We start from the raw sequence: 18,011 nt of genomic DNA, 5'->3' as shown, positions 1-18,011 counted from the left end.
GGCCTTCGACGGGGCCTGGGGCGTCGCCGCGCACCAGCCGGTTGGCACTCTGGGGGTCACTGTCGATCCCTTCATCCGTGCTGATCATGAGTCGGAGACGGCGGCCGGAGGGGGTTCGGGGTGGGAACCCCCTCGGCCGGCCTGAGCCGGTCGGCGACTCGCTCGTAGCGTGCTGCCCTGACCGGTGAAGCCATGGAACGTCCGTGCCCTAGAACCGGACTCGTGTGCGCGTGGACCTGTCGAACTGCCCACTTATGTCGGGACATTGCCGTGCTTACGCGACGGCACTTCGGCGCGTTTCGAGCGCAGCATCGCGAGTGAGCTGATGAGGATGCGGCGGGTGTCCCCGGGATCGATGACGTCGTCCACCAGGCCGCGCTCCGCCGCGAAGTAGGGGTGCATGAGCTCGGTCCTGTACTCGTCGACGCGTCGGGCGCGTACCGCCGCGGGGTCGTCCGACGCGGCGATCTCGCGGCGGAAGATGACGTTGGCGGCGCCCTCCGCGCCCATCACGGCGATCTCGTTGGTGGGCCAGGCGAAGGCGAGATCGGCCCCGATGGAGCGGGAGTCCATGACGATGTACGCGCCGCCGTACGCCTTGCGCAGGACGAGGGAGATCCGGGGCACGGTCGCGTTGCAGTACGCGTGCAGGAGCTTGGCGCCGTGCCGGATGATGCCGTTGTGCTCCTGGTCGACGCCGGGCAGGAAGCCGGGGACGTCCACCAGGGTGACGAGCGGGATGTTGAAGGAGTCGCACGTGGAGACGAACCGCGCGGCCTTCTCGCTCGCGTGGATGTCCAGCACGCCGGCGAGAGCCGCGGGCTGGTTGGCGACGATGCCGACCGTGCGGCCGTCGAGGCGGGCCAGGGTGCACACGACGTTGGGCGCCCAGGCCTCGTGGACCTCGAAGGTCTCGCCGTCGTCGACGATCTCCTCGATCACCGCGCGGATGTCGTAGCTGCGCCCGGGGTCGGCCGGCACGAGGTCGACGAGCCGGTCGGTGCGCCGGTCGGCGGGGTCGTCGCAGGGCACCGCGGGCGGCATCTCACGGTTGTGGGACGGCAGGAGCGCGACGAGGAAGCGCACGTCCTCCAGGCAGTCGGCCTCGTCGTCGTAGGCGAAGTGGCAGACACCCGAGGTCGTGGCGTGCACGTCGGCGCCGCCGAGACCGTTGTGGGTGATCTTCTCGCCGGTCACCGCCTGCACCACGTCAGGTCCGGTGATGAACATCTGCGCGGTGTCACGGACCATGAAGACGTAGTCCGTGAGGGCCGGCGAATAGGCGGCTCCCCCGGCGCAGGGGCCGAGCATCACGCTGATCTGCGGGATGACCCCCGAGGAGGCGACGTTGCGGCGGAAGATGCCGCCGTAGCCCGCGAGCGCGGTGACGCCCTCCTGGATACGCGCTCCCGCCCCGTCGTTGAGGCTGACGAGCGGTGCGCCCGCGTCCGCCGCGAGGTCCATCACCTTGTGCACCTTCGCGGCATGCGCCTCACCGAGTGCTCCGGCGAAGATCCGGAAGTCGTGTGCGTAGGCGAAGACCGTCCGGCCGTGGACCAGACCCCAGCCGATCACGACCCCGTCGCCGTGCGGCTTGCGGTCCTCCAGGCCGAAACCGGAGGCGCGGTGCCTGCGCAGCGGCTCTATCTCGGTGAACGTGCCCTCGTCGAAGAGGAGTTCAAGGCGCTCGTGCGCGGTGAGCTTGTTCTTCTCGTGCTGCCGCAAGGTGGCCGCAGGATCGGGCCCGCGACTCACCTCCTCCTTGAGCCGCCTCAGTTCGGCGGTGGCACGGCGTAGGTCGGGGGCTGCCTGAGTGACGGTGAGGTCGTCGAGGATCGTCATCGGCCGAACGTAGGAACGCCGGCTAGAGACGTACTGGAGAGGAACGCCAGGACCGCCGGGACCGCCGACCGGTCAGCCGGTCAGCCGGTCACGGGCACCTGGGCGTCCAGGGCCGGGTCGGCGGACAGCACCGCCTGATGGAGCTGCTGCAACCGGGACGAGGGCTCGAGTCCCAGCTCGTCGACGAGGGTCACCCGCAGCCGCTGGTAGGCCTCGAGCGCACGCCAGGCGCTGCCCGACCGGTGCAGGGCGGTCATCAGCTGGGCACAGAAGTTCTCGTGCATCGGGTGCCGGGCGACCAGGACCCGGAGTTCCGGCACGATCTCGCTGTGCCGGCCGAGCTTCAGATCGGAGTCGATCCGCCGCTCCAGAGCAGCCATACGGTCCTCCTCCAGACGGAGCACCTCCAGCTCCAGCGCGGTGCCGACGCGTACGTCGACGAGGGCGGAGCCGCGCCACATCTTCAGGGCCTGGCCGAGGAGTTCGGAGGCCGCGAGGTGGTCCCCCGCCTCGTGCGCGGCCCGTCCCGACGCGGTGACGCGCAGGAACTCGTGCGCGTCGACCTGGCCCGGCTGCACCTGGAGCAGATAGCCGCCGTGCTGCGTGACGAGGACGTCCTTGGCCTGGCGGGCCGGGTCTCCGTCGAGCGCCGCGGCGATCTTGCGGCGCAGCTGGAGGATGTACGTCTGCAAGGTGGTGGCCGCGCTGCGCGGGATGTCCTCTCCCCAGATCTCCTCCATGAGCGTTGCCACGGTCACGACCCGGTCGGACTGCAGAGCGAGCAGGGACAGTATCTGGCGCGGCTTGGCGGCCGTGGGTACGACCGACACCCCGTTCTCACGGGCCGTCAACGGCCCCAGGACATTGATCTCCATGATGGCGCCCTCCCCTTCGTGCGCTGGTTCGGCAGGTCCGTCGGCGGGCCTGCACGGATTTCGCGGAGTCTGCACCGACCCTCGCACCAGCGGCATCGCGGTCCCAGTGAGGTGGTCACGTGACCGGGCATGAAAATGTCATGTCCCGATGGTGACAGTGGCACTGTGCCGTTCGACGTGGTGGGACACAGAATCCAGGCATTCGGCAAGCGAACAACGTCTCGCACGATCGACTCAGCAGGGGGCTCTCCATGGACACCGCTACGGTTCAGCTGACTTCGGATCACCAGTTCGCACTCCTCACCGCCCGGGCCGGCCTCGAGCCCGACCTGGCCCAGCGCTACACGAGCGACCCCGTCTCCGTACTCGTCGAGTTCGGCCTCCCCGCCGTGGAACCGGTGTACGGCGACGACGTCGCGGACCTCTTCGGGGAGGTGTACAAGGGCGGGAGCGCCGACCGGGGTCTGGTCATCGACCACCTGGACCGGCCCGGCACCGTCATGCTCTACGGCTGCGCCACCGGCATGGCGCCCCTGCCCGGCGAAGAGGCCGAAGCGGCGCGTGCATGAACATATCCGGGGGGGTACCCACCGAACTTCCGGTGGGGTTCAAGAGACATCTGCGGGTGGAGGCGATCGAAGGGGACGCCGTCTACCTGCTGTCGGAGCGGGAGACAACTGCCCTGCAGGGCCGTGAGGTTCAGCACCTCGCGGCCCTGCTCGACGGGACCCGCACACTGGCGGGCGTGCTGCGGGACGCGGCGGCGACCCTGCCGCCGGCGACCGCGGCCCGCATGATCGCCGAACTGGCCCGCGCCGATCTGGTCGGCTATCACGACCCGGCCACCGACGCCTCGACGGAGGCGTACTGGGAGATCGCCGGTCTGCACGGGCCCAGCGCCTCCGCCGCGTTCCGGGAGACCCGGGTGGCGCTCGTGCACCTGGGGAGGGGGGATCCCGCGGCGGTGCGGGCCGAGTGCCTGGCCGCGGGCATGCGGATGGCCGGCCCCGGCGACGAGGACGAGGCCGAACTGTCCCTCGTCCTGTGCGACGACTACCTGGACCCCCGGCTGGCCGAGGTCGACGCCCGGCACCGGACCTCGGGCCGCTCCTGGCTGCTCGCCAAGCCGAGCGGGGCGGAGCCCTGGGTGGGGCCGGTGTACGGGGGCGGGGACAGCGCGTGCTGGGAGTGTCTGGCGCACCGCCTGCGCGGGCACCGGTCGTCGACGGCCCCGGTCCGGCAGGCCCTGGGGCTGGGGGGCGTGCTGCCCGTCCCGGAGGCCTCGTTCGCCACCGTGCGCGCCCTGGGGCTGCACACCGCGGTGCTGGAGGCGACGAAGTGGGTGGCCGGCATGCGATACGAGGGCCAGGGCGCCGTCTGCACGCTGGACACCCGCACCCTCGCCACCCGCCGCCACCCGGTGATCCGTCGTCCGCAGTGCTCCACGTGCGGGGATCCGGAGCTCGTCGCACGACAGGTACGTGCGCCCTTCACTCCGCGCTCCAGCCCCAAGGCCCGTACGGTGGGCGGCAATCACCGGTCGCAGAGCGCGGAGGCGGTGCTGTCCCGCTACCGGCATCTGGCCGACCCGGTCACCGGCGTCGTGTCCGAGCTCCGTCCCGCCCCGGGGGCGCCGGACGGACTGAACCGGTACGTCGCCGGGCGCAATCTGGCACTCGGCGACAGCCGGTCCTTGGCCGGGCTGCGCGGTGGCCTGCGCGGCCAGAGCGGAGGCAAGGGAACCACTCCGCAGGAGGCCGAGGTCAGCGCGCTGTGCGAGGCGCTGGAGCGCTACTGCGGAACCCGGCAGGGCGACGAGCCCACCGTGCGGGACACCCTGGCGGGGCTTGGCGACGCCGCCCTGCACCCCAATCTCTGCCAGCTGTTCGCCGACCGGCAGTTCCGGGAGCGGGACCGGTGGAATCCGCGGCACTCCCGCTTCCAGCAGGTCCCGCCGCCGTTCGACCCGCAGGCACCGGCCGACTGGACGCCGGTGTGGTCCCTCACGTCGGGCACGCAGCGGCTGCTGCCCACGTCGATGCTGTACTTCGGCCCCGGTCCCGGCGGCGTGCAGGCCACGCCGTGGGCCGACTCCAACGGCAACGCGGCGGGCAGCAGCCCGGAGGACGCCGTCGTGCAGGGCTTCCTGGAACTGGTGGAACGGGACGCGGTGGCGCTGTGGTGGTACAACCGCACGCGCCGGCCCGCGGTGGACCTCGACGCCTTCGACGAGCCGTGGCTGGCCCGCACCCGGCAGACGTTCGAACGGCTCCATCGCCACGTCTGGGCGCTCGACCTCACATCGGACTTCGGCATTCCGGTTGTGGTGGCCATGTCCCGGCGCACCGACGGGCCGGCCCAGGCGATCTCGTTCGGGTTCGGGGCTCATTTCGATCCCCGGCTCGCTCTGCGGCGGGCCGTCACGGAAATGGCCCAACTCCTTCCTCCGGAGGGGGACTCGGTTGAATTCCGGACCGCAGACCGTGATCTTTCCGCCTGGTGGCAAGGGGCAACGGTGGAGAATCAGCCATACGTTCGCGCGGATCCAGCCGAAGCTCCACGGACCCCGGAGTCCTATTCCTTTCCGGTCCACAACGACCTGCTGGACGACATCGAGTTGGCCGAAACCCTTGTACGTGGCCGTGGCATGGAATTGTTGATCCTTGACCAAACACGCCCCGACGTGGGACTTCCTGTTGTGAAGGTGATCATTCCGGGAATGCGTCACTTCTGGGCACGGTTCGCCCCGGGCCGTCTCTTCGATATACCGGTGGAGCTCGGACACCGAACACGCCCTCTTCCATACGAGGAAATCAACCCGATTCCCCTGTTCGTCTGAGTTCGGCCGTCGGTTCGATTCGCTGGCTCGGAGCCAGCGAATCGACATAGCATGCGTCCGCCAACACTGATCCTTCGCAAGGAGGCGGCAATGCCGACGAGGGACGTCGCTCCGTTTTCACCACGGTCCCAGGCGCCGGCCCCGCGGCCGGCGCACGCGATCATCGTCGCAGCCCTGGCCTGCTACGCCACGATGACCGTACTGAACGTGGTGCGGACACGGCCGGCAATGGGAGAGCTCGTCCTGTGCGTCGTTCTCGTACTGGCGCTGTTCGGCACGCAGTTGGCGGTCTCCTCGCCGCAGGCCCGCCGGTGGCCCACCCGGCAGAAGGCGCTCGTCCTGCTTCTCCAGGCGGTGCTCACCTTCGCGCCTCTCGCCTGGTTCAGCGTCAGCTGGGGCAGCATGCAGGGCCCGTTGGCCGCCTCGCTGCTGCTGACCCTGCCGGCCCGGTTCGCCTGGCCGAGCTACGGGGTGCTGATCGCCTTCATCCCGGTCTACAACGTGCTGGCGGGGGCCTCGGTCGACCTGGTCCTCTACTTCACCATCGCCAGCACCCTCACCGGCCTCGTCATCTACGGCCTGACCCGGCTCACCGACCTGGTCAGTGAGGTGCACGAGAACCGTGAGGAACTGGCCCGGATGGCCGTCGCGCAGGAACGCCTGAGGTTCGCCCGGGATCTGCACGACCTGCTCGGTTACAGCCTGTCCGCGATCGCGCTCAAGGGGGAGCTGATCCAGCGGCTGATCAACACCCGCCCGGACAAGGCCCGTCAGGAGACCCTCTCGGTTCTCCAGGTGGCACGGCAGGCCCTGGCCGACGTACGGCTGGTGTCCAGCGGGTACCGCAACATGTCTCTGATCGAGGAGGCGGAGTCGACGGGGACGGTGCTCTCCGCCGCCGACATCCGCGCGGAGGTCGAGGTGGAGTGCGGGCGGCTGCATCCGGTGGTCGACACCGTGCTCGCCACGGCACTGCGGGAAGGGGTCACCAACATCCTCCGGCACAGTCAGGTGCGCGTGTGCACCATCAAGGCGGAGGTGGAGGAAGAAACGGTCCGGCTCGGTCTGACGAACGACAATCCGCATACTCCGAGCGACCTCGTCTCGGCCCGCTCGGGCGGCACCGGTCTGGACAATCTGCGGTGCCGGTTCGCCGCCATCGGCGGGGGGCTCTCCGCGGGGCTGCGGGAGGACGGCCGATTCCATCTCGAGGTCTGGGCACCGCTCAGACCCACAGGTCATGACGAGAACGAGCTGCTGGTGTTCGAGCCGACGCGCCCGGAGAGAACCGCCGTAGCCTGACACATCTCACCGGGGGTAAAGATGTTGTCCGTCAGGATCCTCCTCGCCGAGGATGTTCATATGATCCAGGGCGCACTCGTGGCGCTGCTCCAACTGGAGCCGGATCTGCACGTGGTGTCCACCGTCGACCGGGGCGACACGATCGTCGCGGCCGCACTCGAGTCCAAGCCCGATGTCGCCGTGATCGACATCGATCTGCCCGGCATCGACGGGCTGACCGCGGCGGCCGAGCTCCATGAACGGCTGCCCAGCTGCCGCACGCTGATCCTCACCTCGCTCGGACGTCCGGGCACCCTGCGACGCGCCCTGTCCGCCCAGGTCTCCGGCTTCCTCCTCAAGGACTCGCCACCGAGCCAACTCGCCCTCGCCGTGCGGTCGGTGGCGACGGGGCGCCGGGTCGTGGACCCCCAGCTCGCGCTGTCCGCCTGGGACTCGCCGGAGAATCCGCTGTCGCCGCGCGAGCTGGAGGTCCTGCGCCTAGCCGCCCGCGGCGCCGAGGCCGCCGAGATCGCCGGCTGCCTCTATCTCTCCAAGGGCACGGTCCGCAACTACCTCACGGCCATCGTCGGCAAGCTGGGCGCGCGCAACCGCATCGACGCCATCCGCATCGCCGAGGAGGCCGGCTGGCTGCCCTGACGGAGCCAGGCCGCGGGCCTGACCGGGCGCGCCGAGCAACGCGTCGAACATGCCGTCGTCCAGCGTCGTCCCGACCGACAGGTCGGCGAGCTCACCGAAGCCCGCGTCACACACGGCGACGCTCAGCACGTACCCCGCCCCGGCGGGGTACGTGCCGAACTGCCACTCGCCGCCGGGTACCCGGGAGCCGTCCGGTCTGGTCAGCCGGGGCTCCCCGTCGTCCAGCGCGAAGCCGAACTCGGTGAAGCGGAACCGCAGTCCCTGTCCCACCGCCTTGCTGTAGGCCTCTTTGAGCGTCCACAGCTGCACCATGGTGTCGTTGCGCACCTCGTCGCCACCCGCGTCCAGGCGCGCCTTCTCATAGGGCGTGCACGCCTGGCGTTCCGAGCCGGTGTGGGCGAGCCGGCGGTCCGCCCGTTCCACGTCCACGCCGATCCGGCCCCGCCGGGTGATCCCGACGACCATCATCTCGTCGGTGTGGCTCAGGCTCACATCGATCTGGTCGCAGCCCCGGACGTACGGGCGCCCGCCCGGCTGGTAGGCCAGGTCGACCAGGTCGGGGGCGGTGCGCAGAACTGCGGCCGCCGAATAGCGCAGCAGCAGCCTGGAGGCAACGAACCGGTCCCGGGTGCGGGGCTGGGCCAGGCTCTCGTAGCGCCGCCAGTCGCGGCCGAGGAGGCGGCGCAGCTCCCCTTCCGTCCCGTCGGCCGGCAGCCAGTCGGGCATCGCCGCGTAGAGCACGACGCTGCCGGTGCGCCGCAGTTCACCGTGGATGTCGTCCCAGGGTGCGCCGGGTCCTGGCGCGGGCAACGGGCGTCCCACCCGTTCGCCCACCTCAGGCTCCGGGCAGGGCCGCGGCCAGCGGTCCGGCGTCGAGGGCGGAGATCACACCGGCCAGGTCGACGGCGTCGCTCGCCGGCCCCTGGCACACCGGGATGCAGGCGGGCCCGCGCAGGCCGCCGCCCATCCGCCGCAGATACGGCGTGAGGACGGCCTGCGGGCCGATCTCCACGACGTGGGTGGGCGCCTGCTGGGCGAGCAGGCTCCGCGCGGCGTCGGCGAACCGGACCGGGGCGGTGATCTGTTCGGCCCAGTACGGGGCGTAGAGCGGCTCGGTGGTGAGGCGGCCGTACACCGTCGAGTAGAACGGCACCTGGGCGGTGCCGCCGGGCATCTTGCGCATCACGGCCTCGAACTTGGGGACCACCGGCGCCATCAGCGGCGAGTGGAAGGCGTGCGAGACAGCGAGGTGGCGGCAGCGGATGCCGCGTTCGGCGAGGCGGGCCTCGATGCGGTTCAGCGCGGTGCGGTCGCCGGAGAGCACGATCGCCTTGGCCGCGTTGATGGCGCTGATGCCCACGGCCGGTTCGGCACTGACCAGTTCGGCGGCCTCGTACGGGGTGATGCAGACGGCCATCATGCCGCCGCCCGGCGGCAGGTACTGCATGAAGGCGCCGCGCATGGACACCAGCTTCGCGGCGTCGGCCAGCGTCAGCGCGCCCGCGATCGTCGCGGCGGCGAACTCCCCCACTCCGTGGCCCAGGACGGCCGCCGGGCGCACCCCGGCCTCCTCCAGTGTCCGGGCCAGGGCGTATTCGACGGCGAACAGGGCGGGCTGGGTGAGCGCCGTGCGGTGGACGCGGGGGTCACCGGACAGGATCAGCTTGACCATGGACTCCTTGGTCCACGGGCGGATCGCCGCGTCGGCCTCGTCCAGGTAGGTGCGGTACCCGGTGGAGTTCAGATAGAGGCCGGAGGTCATCCCGGGATGCTGGGAGCCCTGGCCCGTGAAGACGAACGCGGCCCTGACCTGGCCGGCGCCCCGGCCTGCGTCCCGCATCGCCAGCACGTTCGCGAGCTGACGCACGGTGGGGAACGTCCAGATGTCCTCGGGTTCGATCAGCGAGCCGAACTCCTCCTCGATGTCTCCGTAGAGGCTGAGGGCCGCCACCGAGTCGAGGCCTTCCTCGGTCAGCGGCACGGTGTCCTCCACCGGGTGGCCGAGGTAGTGGGCGACCCTCTCGGTCAGCCATTCGCGGTGGGCGACAGCGAAGTCTTCCTCGGCGCCGCGGAATTGCTCCTGCATGGGTGTGCTCCCTGTCGGGCGGGGGGGGTGGGGGCGAGGTCAGGCGAGCGGCGAGGCGTAGAGGTCGTAGCTGCGGTGGTCGTGCAGCCGTGCGACGACCTCTTCGAGCACCAGCCGTTGCGATGCGACGGGCCGGTCGGGCAGCGGCAGCCCGAGCCGTGCGACCAGCCGGTAGAGGACGGCGGTGACCCAGGCGGGGGCGGCGAGGAAGGCATCCGCCCGGCCGGCGGGCGCGGAGCGTTGTTCGCGCCACACGCCGAGGCAGGCCGCCGCCGCGAGGACCAGGGTGTACCGGTCGGCGAGGCCGAAGCTCTGCGGGCTGGACAGGGCCTCGCGGTCGCCCTCCGCGACATTCTCGAACGCCTTCTTCAGCTCGGCGAGTTCACCGGTGAGGACGCGGGCCAGGAAGCGCAGGGCCGGCCCGCCCAAGCCGGTCTCGTCCGGCGGTTGCGCGGCTTCGAGGAGGTCGGTGCAGGCGACGAGGGTCGCGGCGAGCGGGTCGCCGTCACCGAGCAGCACGGGCTGGGACAGGTCCAGCGGCGGCAGCTCCCGGTCCGGCCGGAACAGGTCCGGCGGCGGCTCGGGGTCGGCGAACCAGGCGTGCCGTGCGAAGTACGGCAGTTGGGGCAGGATGCTGACCTGCCGCCCCGCGCTGCCCGCGTGCCCCAGCGAGGTGACCGGCAGGTCGCGCCGCTGCTTCTGGAACATCGCGTACGCGCCGTCCTGGGCGAACGTCTCCTCCCCGAGCACCGACGACATCTCGTCCATGCTCTCGGCCACGAGCTTCGGGGCGAGGTAGGCGGCGGCCGCCGCGTAGGCGCTCATCTGCCGGGGCAGCAGATGCAGGGCCCGGGTCGCGACCAGGGCGAGGCAGTCGATGATCAGCAGATCGAGGAAGCCGCCGGTGAGCACGTCCCGCACATGGCGCACGTCCAGCGACGAACGGCCGTCCGCCCGGCTGCGGCCCGCGAACCGGGCCACGGTGCGCAGGGCGGTGTCGGCGCCCGCGAGCACGATGGACGGGATGAGGCCCCGGATGAGCAGGGAGGAGCGCAGCGACAGCTCGTAGCCGTCGCCGACCTCCCCGAGTACGGCGCTGCGCGGGACGAGGCAGTCGGTGATCCGCAGTCCGCCGAACTCCGCGCTGCGCATGCCGGTCGTCGTGCGGCGGGCCAGGTTCTCCACGGCACCGGCCGGCAGCTCGTCACGGTCGAGCAGCAGGACGGTGTGGCTGCGCCCGCGCGCGGCTCCCTCCGTGCGGGCGAAGACGACCAGGCCGGTGGCGCGTGAGGCGTTGGCGACGGCGGACTTGCTGCCGTCGACGACGAGACCGTCCGGGACCGTCCTGGCGGTGAACTCGTCGCGGACGAAGTCGTTCCCGTGGGCGACCTCGTGGCGGGCCACGGCGAGGCGCCGGCCGCTCAGGAGCAGCCGGGCGGCGAGGCGGCGCTGCGCGTCGTCGCCCGCGGTCCACACCGGGGTGGCGGCGAAGAAGCAGTTGAGTCCGTAGCCGAAGCCGAGGGAGGCGTCCCGGCGGAAGACCGGGCGCAGGAGCCGGCCGAGCAGGTCCATCCGCTCCAGCCTGCCCCCTACGTCGGCGGGCACGAACTCGGCGTTGAGGCCGAAGTCGTCGAGGACCTTCTCGGCCTCCGGCAGCACCGTGCCTGCCGCGTCGGCGGCGAGCAGGGCAGCGGCGCCGAGCGGGTTGCCGGGATCGTCGAGGGAGCCGAACGCATGCTCCAGGGCATCGATCCGGTCCTCCGCCGTCGTCATCGCCGGCTCCCGGTCGCCATCAGCTGTTCGACCCCGGGTTCCATCCGCTGGTGCAGCGGGGTGAGCTCGCCGCGCAGGAAGAGCCGTCGCATGGCCGCCCGCTCCACCTTGCCGCTCGTGGTCCGGCGGACCGTGCCCGGCCTGACGAGCACGACACCGGCGGTCCGTACCTCGTACTGCTCGCTGATCCTCTGCTGGACGGCGGCCGCGAGCCCGGCGAGATCGATGTCGTAGCGGCTGCCGGAGCGCAGTTCCTGAATGATGACGATGCGCTCCCTGACGCCGGGCAGCGCGAAGGCGGTGGACGCGCCGAAGAGGCCGCTGACCTGCTGCGCCGTGCGCTCCAGGTCCTGCGGGTAGAGGTTGCGTCCGGCGATGACGATCATGTCCTTGAGCCGGCCGGTGACATGGAGCAGGCCGTCCTGGAGGGCGCCGAGGTCGCCGGTGCGCAGGTAGCCGCTGCCGCCGCCGCTGATCCGGCAGTCGAAGGCCGCGGCGGTCTCGGCGGGGCGGGCCCAGTAGCCGGGTCCGACGCTCTCGCCGCGGACCCAGATCTCCCCGATCCGACCGTCCGGTACCTCGGCGCACGTGTCCGGGTCGACGATGCGTACGTCGACGGAGGCGGGCGGGCCGCAGTGCGTCACGGTGCGGCCCGGGCCCACGGGGTCGGTCAGACGGCCCTTCTCCAGGGCGGCGGCGTCAACGGCGCGCCCGGCCGGGGCCGTTCGCGTGCCCGAGACGATGAGGGTCGCCTCGGCCAGGCCGTAGCAGGGCGCCAGGGCGCCGGGGCGGAGCCCCGCGGGGGCGAACCGTTCGGCGAACGCGTCCAGCGTCGCGGCGTCTATGGGCTCGCCGCCGTTGACCGCGGTCTCCCAGCCGGACAGGTCGAGTCCCGCGAGCTGCGTGTCGTTGACGCGGCGCACGCACATCTCGTACGCGAAGTCGGGGGCGGCGCTGACGGTCAGGCCGTACCGCGAGACGGTCTCCAGCCAGTTCGCCGGACGCTTGACGAACGCGGTCGGGGTGAGCAGGACGGCGGTGCCGCCGAGCCACAGCGCGTGCAGCAACTGGCCGACGAGGCCCATGTCGTGGTGCAGCGGAAGCCAGCCGCCGAGCCGCGTGCCGGGGCGGGTGCCGAGTGCCTGCTGGATGGCCCGCTGGTTGGCGAGCAGGCTGCGGTGGGTGACGATCACGCCGCGCGGGTCGCGGGTCGAGCCGGAGGTGTACTGGAGGTAGGCGACCGTGTCGGGGCCGGGCGTGAAGGGCTCCCACGGTCCGGCGTCGGTGAGCGCGGCGGGGCCGTCGGCCGGCAGACAGACGACGTCGCCGTGTCCGGTGCGGGCGAGCAGCTGGGAGACGTCGGCCGCTTCCGTGGTGGACGTGAGCACGCATGCCACGGCGGCTTCCTTGAGGATGCCGGCGAAGCGCTCGTCATGGTGGCCGTGCCCGCCGGTCGGGGCGACGGGGACAGCGATCGCTCCCGAGTACAGGCAGGCGAGGAAGCTGGTGACGAACAGCGCGCGGGAGCGGTGCGCGAGGAGCACCCGGTCCCCCGGGCCGACGTGCCGGCCGAGCACGGCCGCCAAGTGGCGTGCCTGGCTGTCCAGTTGGCCGTACGTGATCGTTTCGGGCCGCAAGGTGCCCTCGTGCTCGGTGAGGAGGATCAACGCCTCCTGGTCCGGCGTCTCGGCCGCCTGGGCCTGGATGTGCTCCGTAAAGGTCTGGTGACCGCTCACGCCTCCCCCTCCCGTGCCGTGGCACCGTCCCCGGGGACGGCCGACGGCAGGCTCTGCTGTCGGCGAGGCGGCGGTGTGCCCCTGGATGGGGTCTGCGCCTCGCCGGTGGATGTACGGCGAACTCGCGTTCACGGCGTGTCCCCGATGGCGCGGGGCGCGTGTCCGCCGCCCTTGACGGTCCAGCCCGCGTAGGCGGCCTTGGTCTCGTCGTCGGGCTCACCCGCGCGCCGCACGAGGGCGAGCAGCACAGCGGTCACGGCCGCCAGCTCGGCCTCGTCGGGCAGGCCGCGGACCACAGTGATACGCATCTGGTTCACCATGAGGACACTGTGCGCGCACGCGCTAGAAGCGGGCTCGTGCCCCGGACGCACCGGAGCCGAGGGCCATCTGGTCCTCGGCTCCGGTGCGGGTGGAACGTCGGGCGCGTCAGGCGACGACGCGCTCGTACGCCACGTGCCGGGTCCGCTCCACCTCGATGTCGGCCACCCGGCGCAGTTGTTCGGCCTGCGCACGGTGGCCCGGGTCGGCCAGGGCCCGCTCGCAGTCCGCGGTGTCCCGCCACCACTGGACACCCGTATAGGTGTCGGGTCGGAGCGTCGAGCGCAGCAGGTCACTGCCGCCGAAGCCGCCGAGCCGGCCGAAGTGCTCACTGGTCTCGGCGAAGAGCCGCTCGAACGAGGACGACGTGGCGCCGAGGGTTCTGGCCCGGGTCAGGATGACGTTCTCGGCTCCCACGACGGCGTTCTCCTTGAGTACCCGCCTGACGCTCACGGCCTGGTCCACCTCGGTGTTGACGAGCGGGCCGAGTTTCTTGACGTGGGCCTGGAAGGTGTCGTCATGGACCGTGTCGAGGAAGCCCCGCATGGTCCGCCAGTGCCCGAGGTGGATGTACACGTTGGGCCGTTCGACCAGCTGGACGGTCACCAGGAAGTCGAAGCCCTCGCGTCGGCGCAGGTACTGGGAGTGATCCCGGAACTCGCGCTCGAACCAGGCGGTGTCGCTCTTGACCTCGAACCGGTTGACCACCGTGAGCGGTGTGTCCTGACTACGACTGTGCACGTGCTTGTTCCTCCGCGAACTGCTTGGCATGGCGCAAGGTGGTGGAGCTGTTGGTCCCGAGCGCCTTGCGCACCAGGGCGCGGGCCTCGGCGAGCGTGGCCTGCGGGCCCAGCGCGGTGCGTACGCCGCCCGGGTCCAGGGTCACGGTGTGCCACGACGTGGCGCGGACGCTGCCGTCACCCAGCGATTCGATCACCCAGCGTCCGGTGTGGCCGCTCATCGCGACGGGCACCCTGAGCTGCTTGTAGACGATGACCTTGCGGTCCTCGAAGCAGACGCGGACGGAGGTGGTGTTGTGCGTCGAGCCGTCCGGGCTCGCGGTGTCCATGTCCATGTGCTGGATGCCGTCCTCGTCCTCGGTGAGGTCGAGGCGGGCCACGTGCGGCAGCCGCCGCGGCCACAGGTCGGCGCGGTCCAGGAAGGCGAAGACGTCGCCGGCCGCGCCGAAGACGGTCTCGGAGTCGCTGAAGGTGAAGTGGAGTTCCTCGCGCGCGTCACCGAGTTCGGCGGTGTTCTTCAGGGCGAGGAGCTCGGCGCGGCTGTTGCGGTCGACCGCCTGCTCGATGAGTTCCTCGGCGGCCGGGTCGCCGTTCACGGCACGGTAGTCGTGCAGGAGCGTCACGCGGGTGGTGCCGTCCTCCAGCTCCTGGACGCGCCACTCACCGCCCATCTCGGCGACGGGGTCGGCCGTCACCACCTGACGGAAGGTGATGGTGCGGGCCGCCGGGTCGAGCACGCGGCGCGAGGTCCAGGTGCGCACCTTGTCGCCGGCGACGGCCCAGATGCGCAGGAGCTGCTCGCCGCCTTCTGCGGGGGCCTCCTCGAGCACCTCGACATGCACCGTGGGGCCGAACACCTGCGGCCACTCGGCGACATCGGCCACCAGCGCGTACACGGCGGCGGGGGACGCGGCCACGGTGATGGAGTGCTCCGTGACGTGGAGCGCTGCGGTCTCGGAAGTGGAGGTGGTCGGCGCCACGGCAATTCCCTTCGGACTGTCCGCTGCAGGGCGGATCACAAGGTTGGCATGGTGTGCTCAAGCAAAACTGGAGAACCGGTGGAACGTTGGCCGATGTCCGGCGGAGGTAGGCGCAGTTGGGCGCCACTCGGGACAACTCCTAAGCCGAATAGGGGCGTTCGAGCATGTCGATCACGGCGCAGCCCCAGCTGTATCCGGCGCCGACGCTGACCAGGACGATCCGGTCGCCCGGCGCCGCGCGCCCGGAGACGGTCAGATGGTCCAGGCCGGCGAACTGGTCACCCGCGCCGAGATGCCCGACGGTGCGGCTGTAGTCCCAGGTGGTGCGCGCGGGGTCGATGCCGAACGGCTTGTAGTAGATCGACGTCAGGCGCCGTCGGCCGAAGTGCGGCAGTACCACCCAGTCGGCCTCCGCGAGTTCGGATCCGGCGTCGGCCAGGGCCTGTTTGATCACCGTCTGCTGGCCGTTGTGTGCCCGGGAGATGGCGTACGACATTCCGGCGCGGCCCACGAAGGCGCGCTTGGCCGCCTCGAAGTCGACGGGGATGCGGTGGCCGAACGGCGCCTTGGTGAAGGGGTCGTCGCCGCGGTGCAGCGGCTCGAGGTCGGGGTCCGCGTGCAGGGCGAGCGAGACGAGACGGGCGTAGCCGCCGCGCCGGGAGAGCACCAGCGAGGTGGCTCCGTCGGCGTAGGGCGTGCCGGGGTCGGTCTTCCAGCGGTCGATGCCCGGAGCGCAGAAGCGGTCGGCGGTGGTGAGGAGGGCGTCACGGTGTCCATGGCCCGCGGTGAGGTAGGCGGCCGCCAGGTCGAGCGCGGCGAGCCCTCCGTTGGACATCTGCCGTATCTCGATGGCCTGGCAGGTGTTGCCGAGCGCCTCGCGCTGGATGTACGAGGCGACCGGCCAGAGGTCCTGGCCCTGGTGATAGGTGTCGGCGTGCAGCAGCAGGTCCACGTCGCCGCCGTCGCTGCCGGCCCGGCTCAGAGCGGTCCGCGCGGCGGCCGCGGCCATTTCGGCGGCTGACTCGTCGGGCGAGAACGCCACCGACTCCATGCCGGTGGCCGCGGCCGTCCCCGGCGGGCAGGCCCCGGAGGCGACCGCGTCGGCGATCGGGAGGCGAGCGGGAAGCCGTGTGGCGGTCCCCCGTATGTAGACGTCTTCCAGACGCACTGTCTCTCCAAGTCGGGTCGGGGCTCGGCCGGTGGCTTCGCCGGGGCCTGTCCGGCGGGTCAGAGGCGGAACGTTTCGAGCGGCTCGGTGACGCCGAGTGCGGTGGGCCGCTCACGGCCGGGCGGCTCGTCGAGCAGGACGTAATGCACGGCGTCGAGCAGCGCGTGCCAGCTGGCCGCGGTGGTGTTGGCGTCGACACCGACGGTGCCCCAGCGGCGGGCGCCGTCCTGGTACGAGATGAGGACGCGGGCGCTGGCACTGCTGCCGGTCTCTCCGCTGAGCACGCGGACCCGGTAGTCGACGAGCCGGAGCCTGGCCAGGGCCGGGAAGCAGGGGTCGAGGGCGGCATGCAGCGCGGTGTCCAGGGCGTTGACCGGGCCGTTGCCGTGTCCGGTCGCGGTGATGGACCGGCCCTGGACGGACAGGCGCACGGTGGCATCGGTGCGGACCTCGCCGTCGGGTACGCCCGGGACGCTGAAGACACTGACGGACCAGGACTCGACGTCGAACGGGTGGGACCGCGGGGCCCCCGCCAGCTCTTCGCGCAGCAGCAGCTCGAAGGAGGCGTCTGCGGACTCGAAGCTGTACCCGGCGCTCTCCAGCTCCTTCACGCGGGTGGCGGCGCGGGCCACTTCGTCGGAGCCCGCTTCGACGTCGTAGCCCAGCTCGCGGGCCTTCAGCTCGATCGAGGAGCGGCCGCCCATGTCGGAGACGAGCGTACGCATCGTGTTGCCCACCAGCGCCGGGCGGGTGTGCTGGTAGAGGTCGGGGTCCACGCGCAGGGCCGAGGCGTGCAGTCCGGCCTTGTGCGTGAACGCCGACTCGCCGATGTAGGGCGCGGCGGTACTGCCGGGGAGCTGGGTCAGCTCGGCGACCGCCCGGCCGGTGTCGGCCAGGCGCGCGAGCCGTTCCAGCGGCACGACCTCGCGGCCGCGCTTGAGCACGAGGTTCGCGATGACGGTGAACAGGTCCGCGTTGCCGCACCGTTCGCCGTAGCCGTGGGCGGTGCCCTGGGCCTGGACGGCGCCGGCGTCGACAGCCGCCATGGTGTTGGCGACGGCGCAGCCGGTGTCGTTGTGACAGTGGATGCCGAGCTGTACGCCGGTCAGGGCGCGGGTCTCGGCGACGACGGCCGCGACCTCGTCGGGCAGGGAGCCGCCGTTGGTGTCGCACAGGACGACGGTCTCCGCGCCGGCCTCGGCCGCGGTGCGGACGACGGCGAGGGCGTACTCGCGGTTGAGCTGATAGCCGTCGAAGTAGTGTTCCGCGTCGACGAAGACCCGCCGCCCCGCGTGCACCAGGTGGCGCACCGTGCCGCCGATCATGGAGAGGTTCTCCGCGAGGGTGGTGCGCAGCGCGTCGCGCACATGGCCCGTGTGGCTCTTGGCGACGAGGGTCACCACGGGGGTCTCGGCCGCGAGCAGGGCCCTCACCTGCGGGTCTACGGGGGCCGGGACGCCGGGCCTGCGGGTGGCTCCGAACGCGGCGAGGACGGCGTGCTTCAGGTCGAGTTCGGTGCGGGCCCGGCGGAAGAACTCGGTGTCCCTCGGTACGGCCCCGGGCCAGCCGCCCTCGATGAAGCCGACTCCCAGTCCGTCGAGCTCACGTGCGACGGCGAGCTTGTCCTCGACCGTCAGCACCATGCCTTCCTGCTGGGCGCCGTCGCGCAGGGTCGTGTCGTAGAGCTGGAAGCTCTGCTCGGCCATCGCCCCTCCC

At 71.5% G+C, this 18,011-nt stretch carries 14 protein-coding genes and 1 pseudogene; 4 read left to right on the top strand and 11 right to left on the bottom strand.

Annotated elements, in window-relative coordinates:
• Positions 1-252: 252 nt before the first annotated feature.
• Entirely contained in the window at positions 253-1,842 is a 1,590-nt protein-coding gene (locus LGI35_RS31845) for an acyl-CoA carboxylase subunit beta (RefSeq protein WP_227297744.1), read from the bottom strand.
• An 80-nt stretch (positions 1,843-1,922) separates the two neighbouring features.
• The gene (locus LGI35_RS31840) at positions 1,923-2,717 is read right to left on the bottom strand and encodes an AfsR/SARP family transcriptional regulator (protein WP_227297743.1); all 795 of its coding nucleotides are present in this window, start codon (positions 2,715-2,717) and stop codon (positions 1,923-1,925) included.
• Positions 2,718-2,968: 251 nt separating this feature from the next.
• Between LGI35_RS31840 and LGI35_RS31835 the strand changes: the two genes are divergently transcribed.
• The 4 genes from LGI35_RS31835 to LGI35_RS31820 all read left to right on the top strand — a co-directional run bounded on the left by LGI35_RS31835 (position 2,969) and on the right by LGI35_RS31820 (position 7,494).
• Complete coding sequence (locus LGI35_RS31835; RefSeq protein ID WP_227297742.1) at positions 2,969-3,286, top strand: hypothetical protein; 318 nt, start codon at positions 2,969-2,971, stop codon at positions 3,284-3,286.
• The gene (locus LGI35_RS31830) at positions 3,283-5,556 is read left to right on the top strand and encodes a TOMM precursor leader peptide-binding protein (RefSeq protein WP_227297741.1); all 2,274 of its coding nucleotides are present in this window, start codon (positions 3,283-3,285) and stop codon (positions 5,554-5,556) included. The genes LGI35_RS31835 and LGI35_RS31830 overlap by 4 nt, the downstream gene beginning before the upstream one ends.
• Before the next feature lie 90 nt (positions 5,557-5,646).
• The gene (locus tag LGI35_RS31825; RefSeq protein WP_227297740.1) at positions 5,647-6,858 is read left to right on the top strand and encodes a sensor histidine kinase; all 1,212 of its coding nucleotides are present in this window, start codon (positions 5,647-5,649) and stop codon (positions 6,856-6,858) included.
• A gap of 21 nt (positions 6,859-6,879) precedes the next feature.
• On the top strand, positions 6,880-7,494 hold the full coding sequence (locus LGI35_RS31820) for a response regulator transcription factor (RefSeq protein WP_227297739.1): 615 nt from the start codon (positions 6,880-6,882) through the stop codon (positions 7,492-7,494).
• A 129-nt stretch (positions 7,495-7,623) separates the two neighbouring features.
• Here LGI35_RS31820 and LGI35_RS31815 read toward each other — a convergent pair.
• The 9 genes and pseudogenes from LGI35_RS31815 to cimA form a co-directional block, all read right to left on the bottom strand.
• Positions 7,624-7,959 (bottom strand): annotated as a pseudogene (locus LGI35_RS31815) (4'-phosphopantetheinyl transferase family protein); the annotation flags it as partial.
• A gap of 370 nt (positions 7,960-8,329) precedes the next feature.
• Complete coding sequence (locus LGI35_RS31810) at positions 8,330-9,580, bottom strand: acyltransferase domain-containing protein (RefSeq protein ID WP_227297738.1); 1,251 nt, start codon at positions 9,578-9,580, stop codon at positions 8,330-8,332.
• 39 nt (positions 9,581-9,619) lie between these two features.
• Positions 9,620-11,353 carry an acyl-CoA dehydrogenase family protein gene (locus tag LGI35_RS31805; RefSeq protein WP_227297737.1) on the bottom strand — a complete coding sequence of 578 codons (1,734 nt, stop codon included), beginning with the start codon at positions 11,351-11,353 and terminating at the stop codon, positions 9,620-9,622.
• Positions 11,350-13,089, bottom strand: coding sequence for a fatty acyl-AMP ligase (locus LGI35_RS31800; protein ID WP_227297736.1), 1,740 nt, complete (start codon positions 13,087-13,089; stop codon positions 11,350-11,352). Before LGI35_RS31800 ends, LGI35_RS31805 begins: the two co-directional genes overlap by 4 nt.
• A gap of 128 nt (positions 13,090-13,217) precedes the next feature.
• Positions 13,218-13,397, bottom strand: coding sequence for an acyl-CoA carboxylase subunit epsilon (locus LGI35_RS31795; protein WP_227297735.1), 180 nt, complete (start codon positions 13,395-13,397; stop codon positions 13,218-13,220).
• A 118-nt stretch (positions 13,398-13,515) separates the two neighbouring features.
• Positions 13,516-14,148, bottom strand: a complete 633-nt coding sequence (locus LGI35_RS31790; protein ID WP_227297734.1) for an antibiotic biosynthesis monooxygenase family protein — start codon at positions 14,146-14,148, stop codon at positions 13,516-13,518.
• A complete protein-coding gene (locus LGI35_RS31785) occupies positions 14,135-15,127 on the bottom strand; it encodes an aromatase/cyclase (RefSeq protein WP_227297733.1) in 993 nt (330 codons plus the stop codon). Before LGI35_RS31785 ends, LGI35_RS31790 begins: the two co-directional genes overlap by 14 nt.
• 139 nt (positions 15,128-15,266) lie before the next feature.
• Positions 15,267-16,295, bottom strand: coding sequence for a ketoacyl-ACP synthase III family protein (locus LGI35_RS31780; RefSeq protein WP_227297732.1), 1,029 nt, complete (start codon positions 16,293-16,295; stop codon positions 15,267-15,269).
• Positions 16,296-16,354: 59 nt separating this feature from the next.
• Entirely contained in the window at positions 16,355-18,001 is a 1,647-nt protein-coding gene (gene cimA, locus LGI35_RS31775) for a citramalate synthase (RefSeq protein ID WP_227297731.1), read from the bottom strand.
• Between the last annotated feature and the right edge of the window lie 10 nt (positions 18,002-18,011).

The sequence above is a fragment of the Streptomyces longhuiensis genome, assembly GCF_020616555.1.
GTDB classification, from domain to species: domain Bacteria; phylum Actinomycetota; class Actinomycetes; order Streptomycetales; family Streptomycetaceae; genus Streptomyces; species Streptomyces longhuiensis.
The sequence above is the reverse complement of the archived record's forward strand: the minus strand, read 5'-3'. Positions and strand labels throughout refer to the sequence as shown.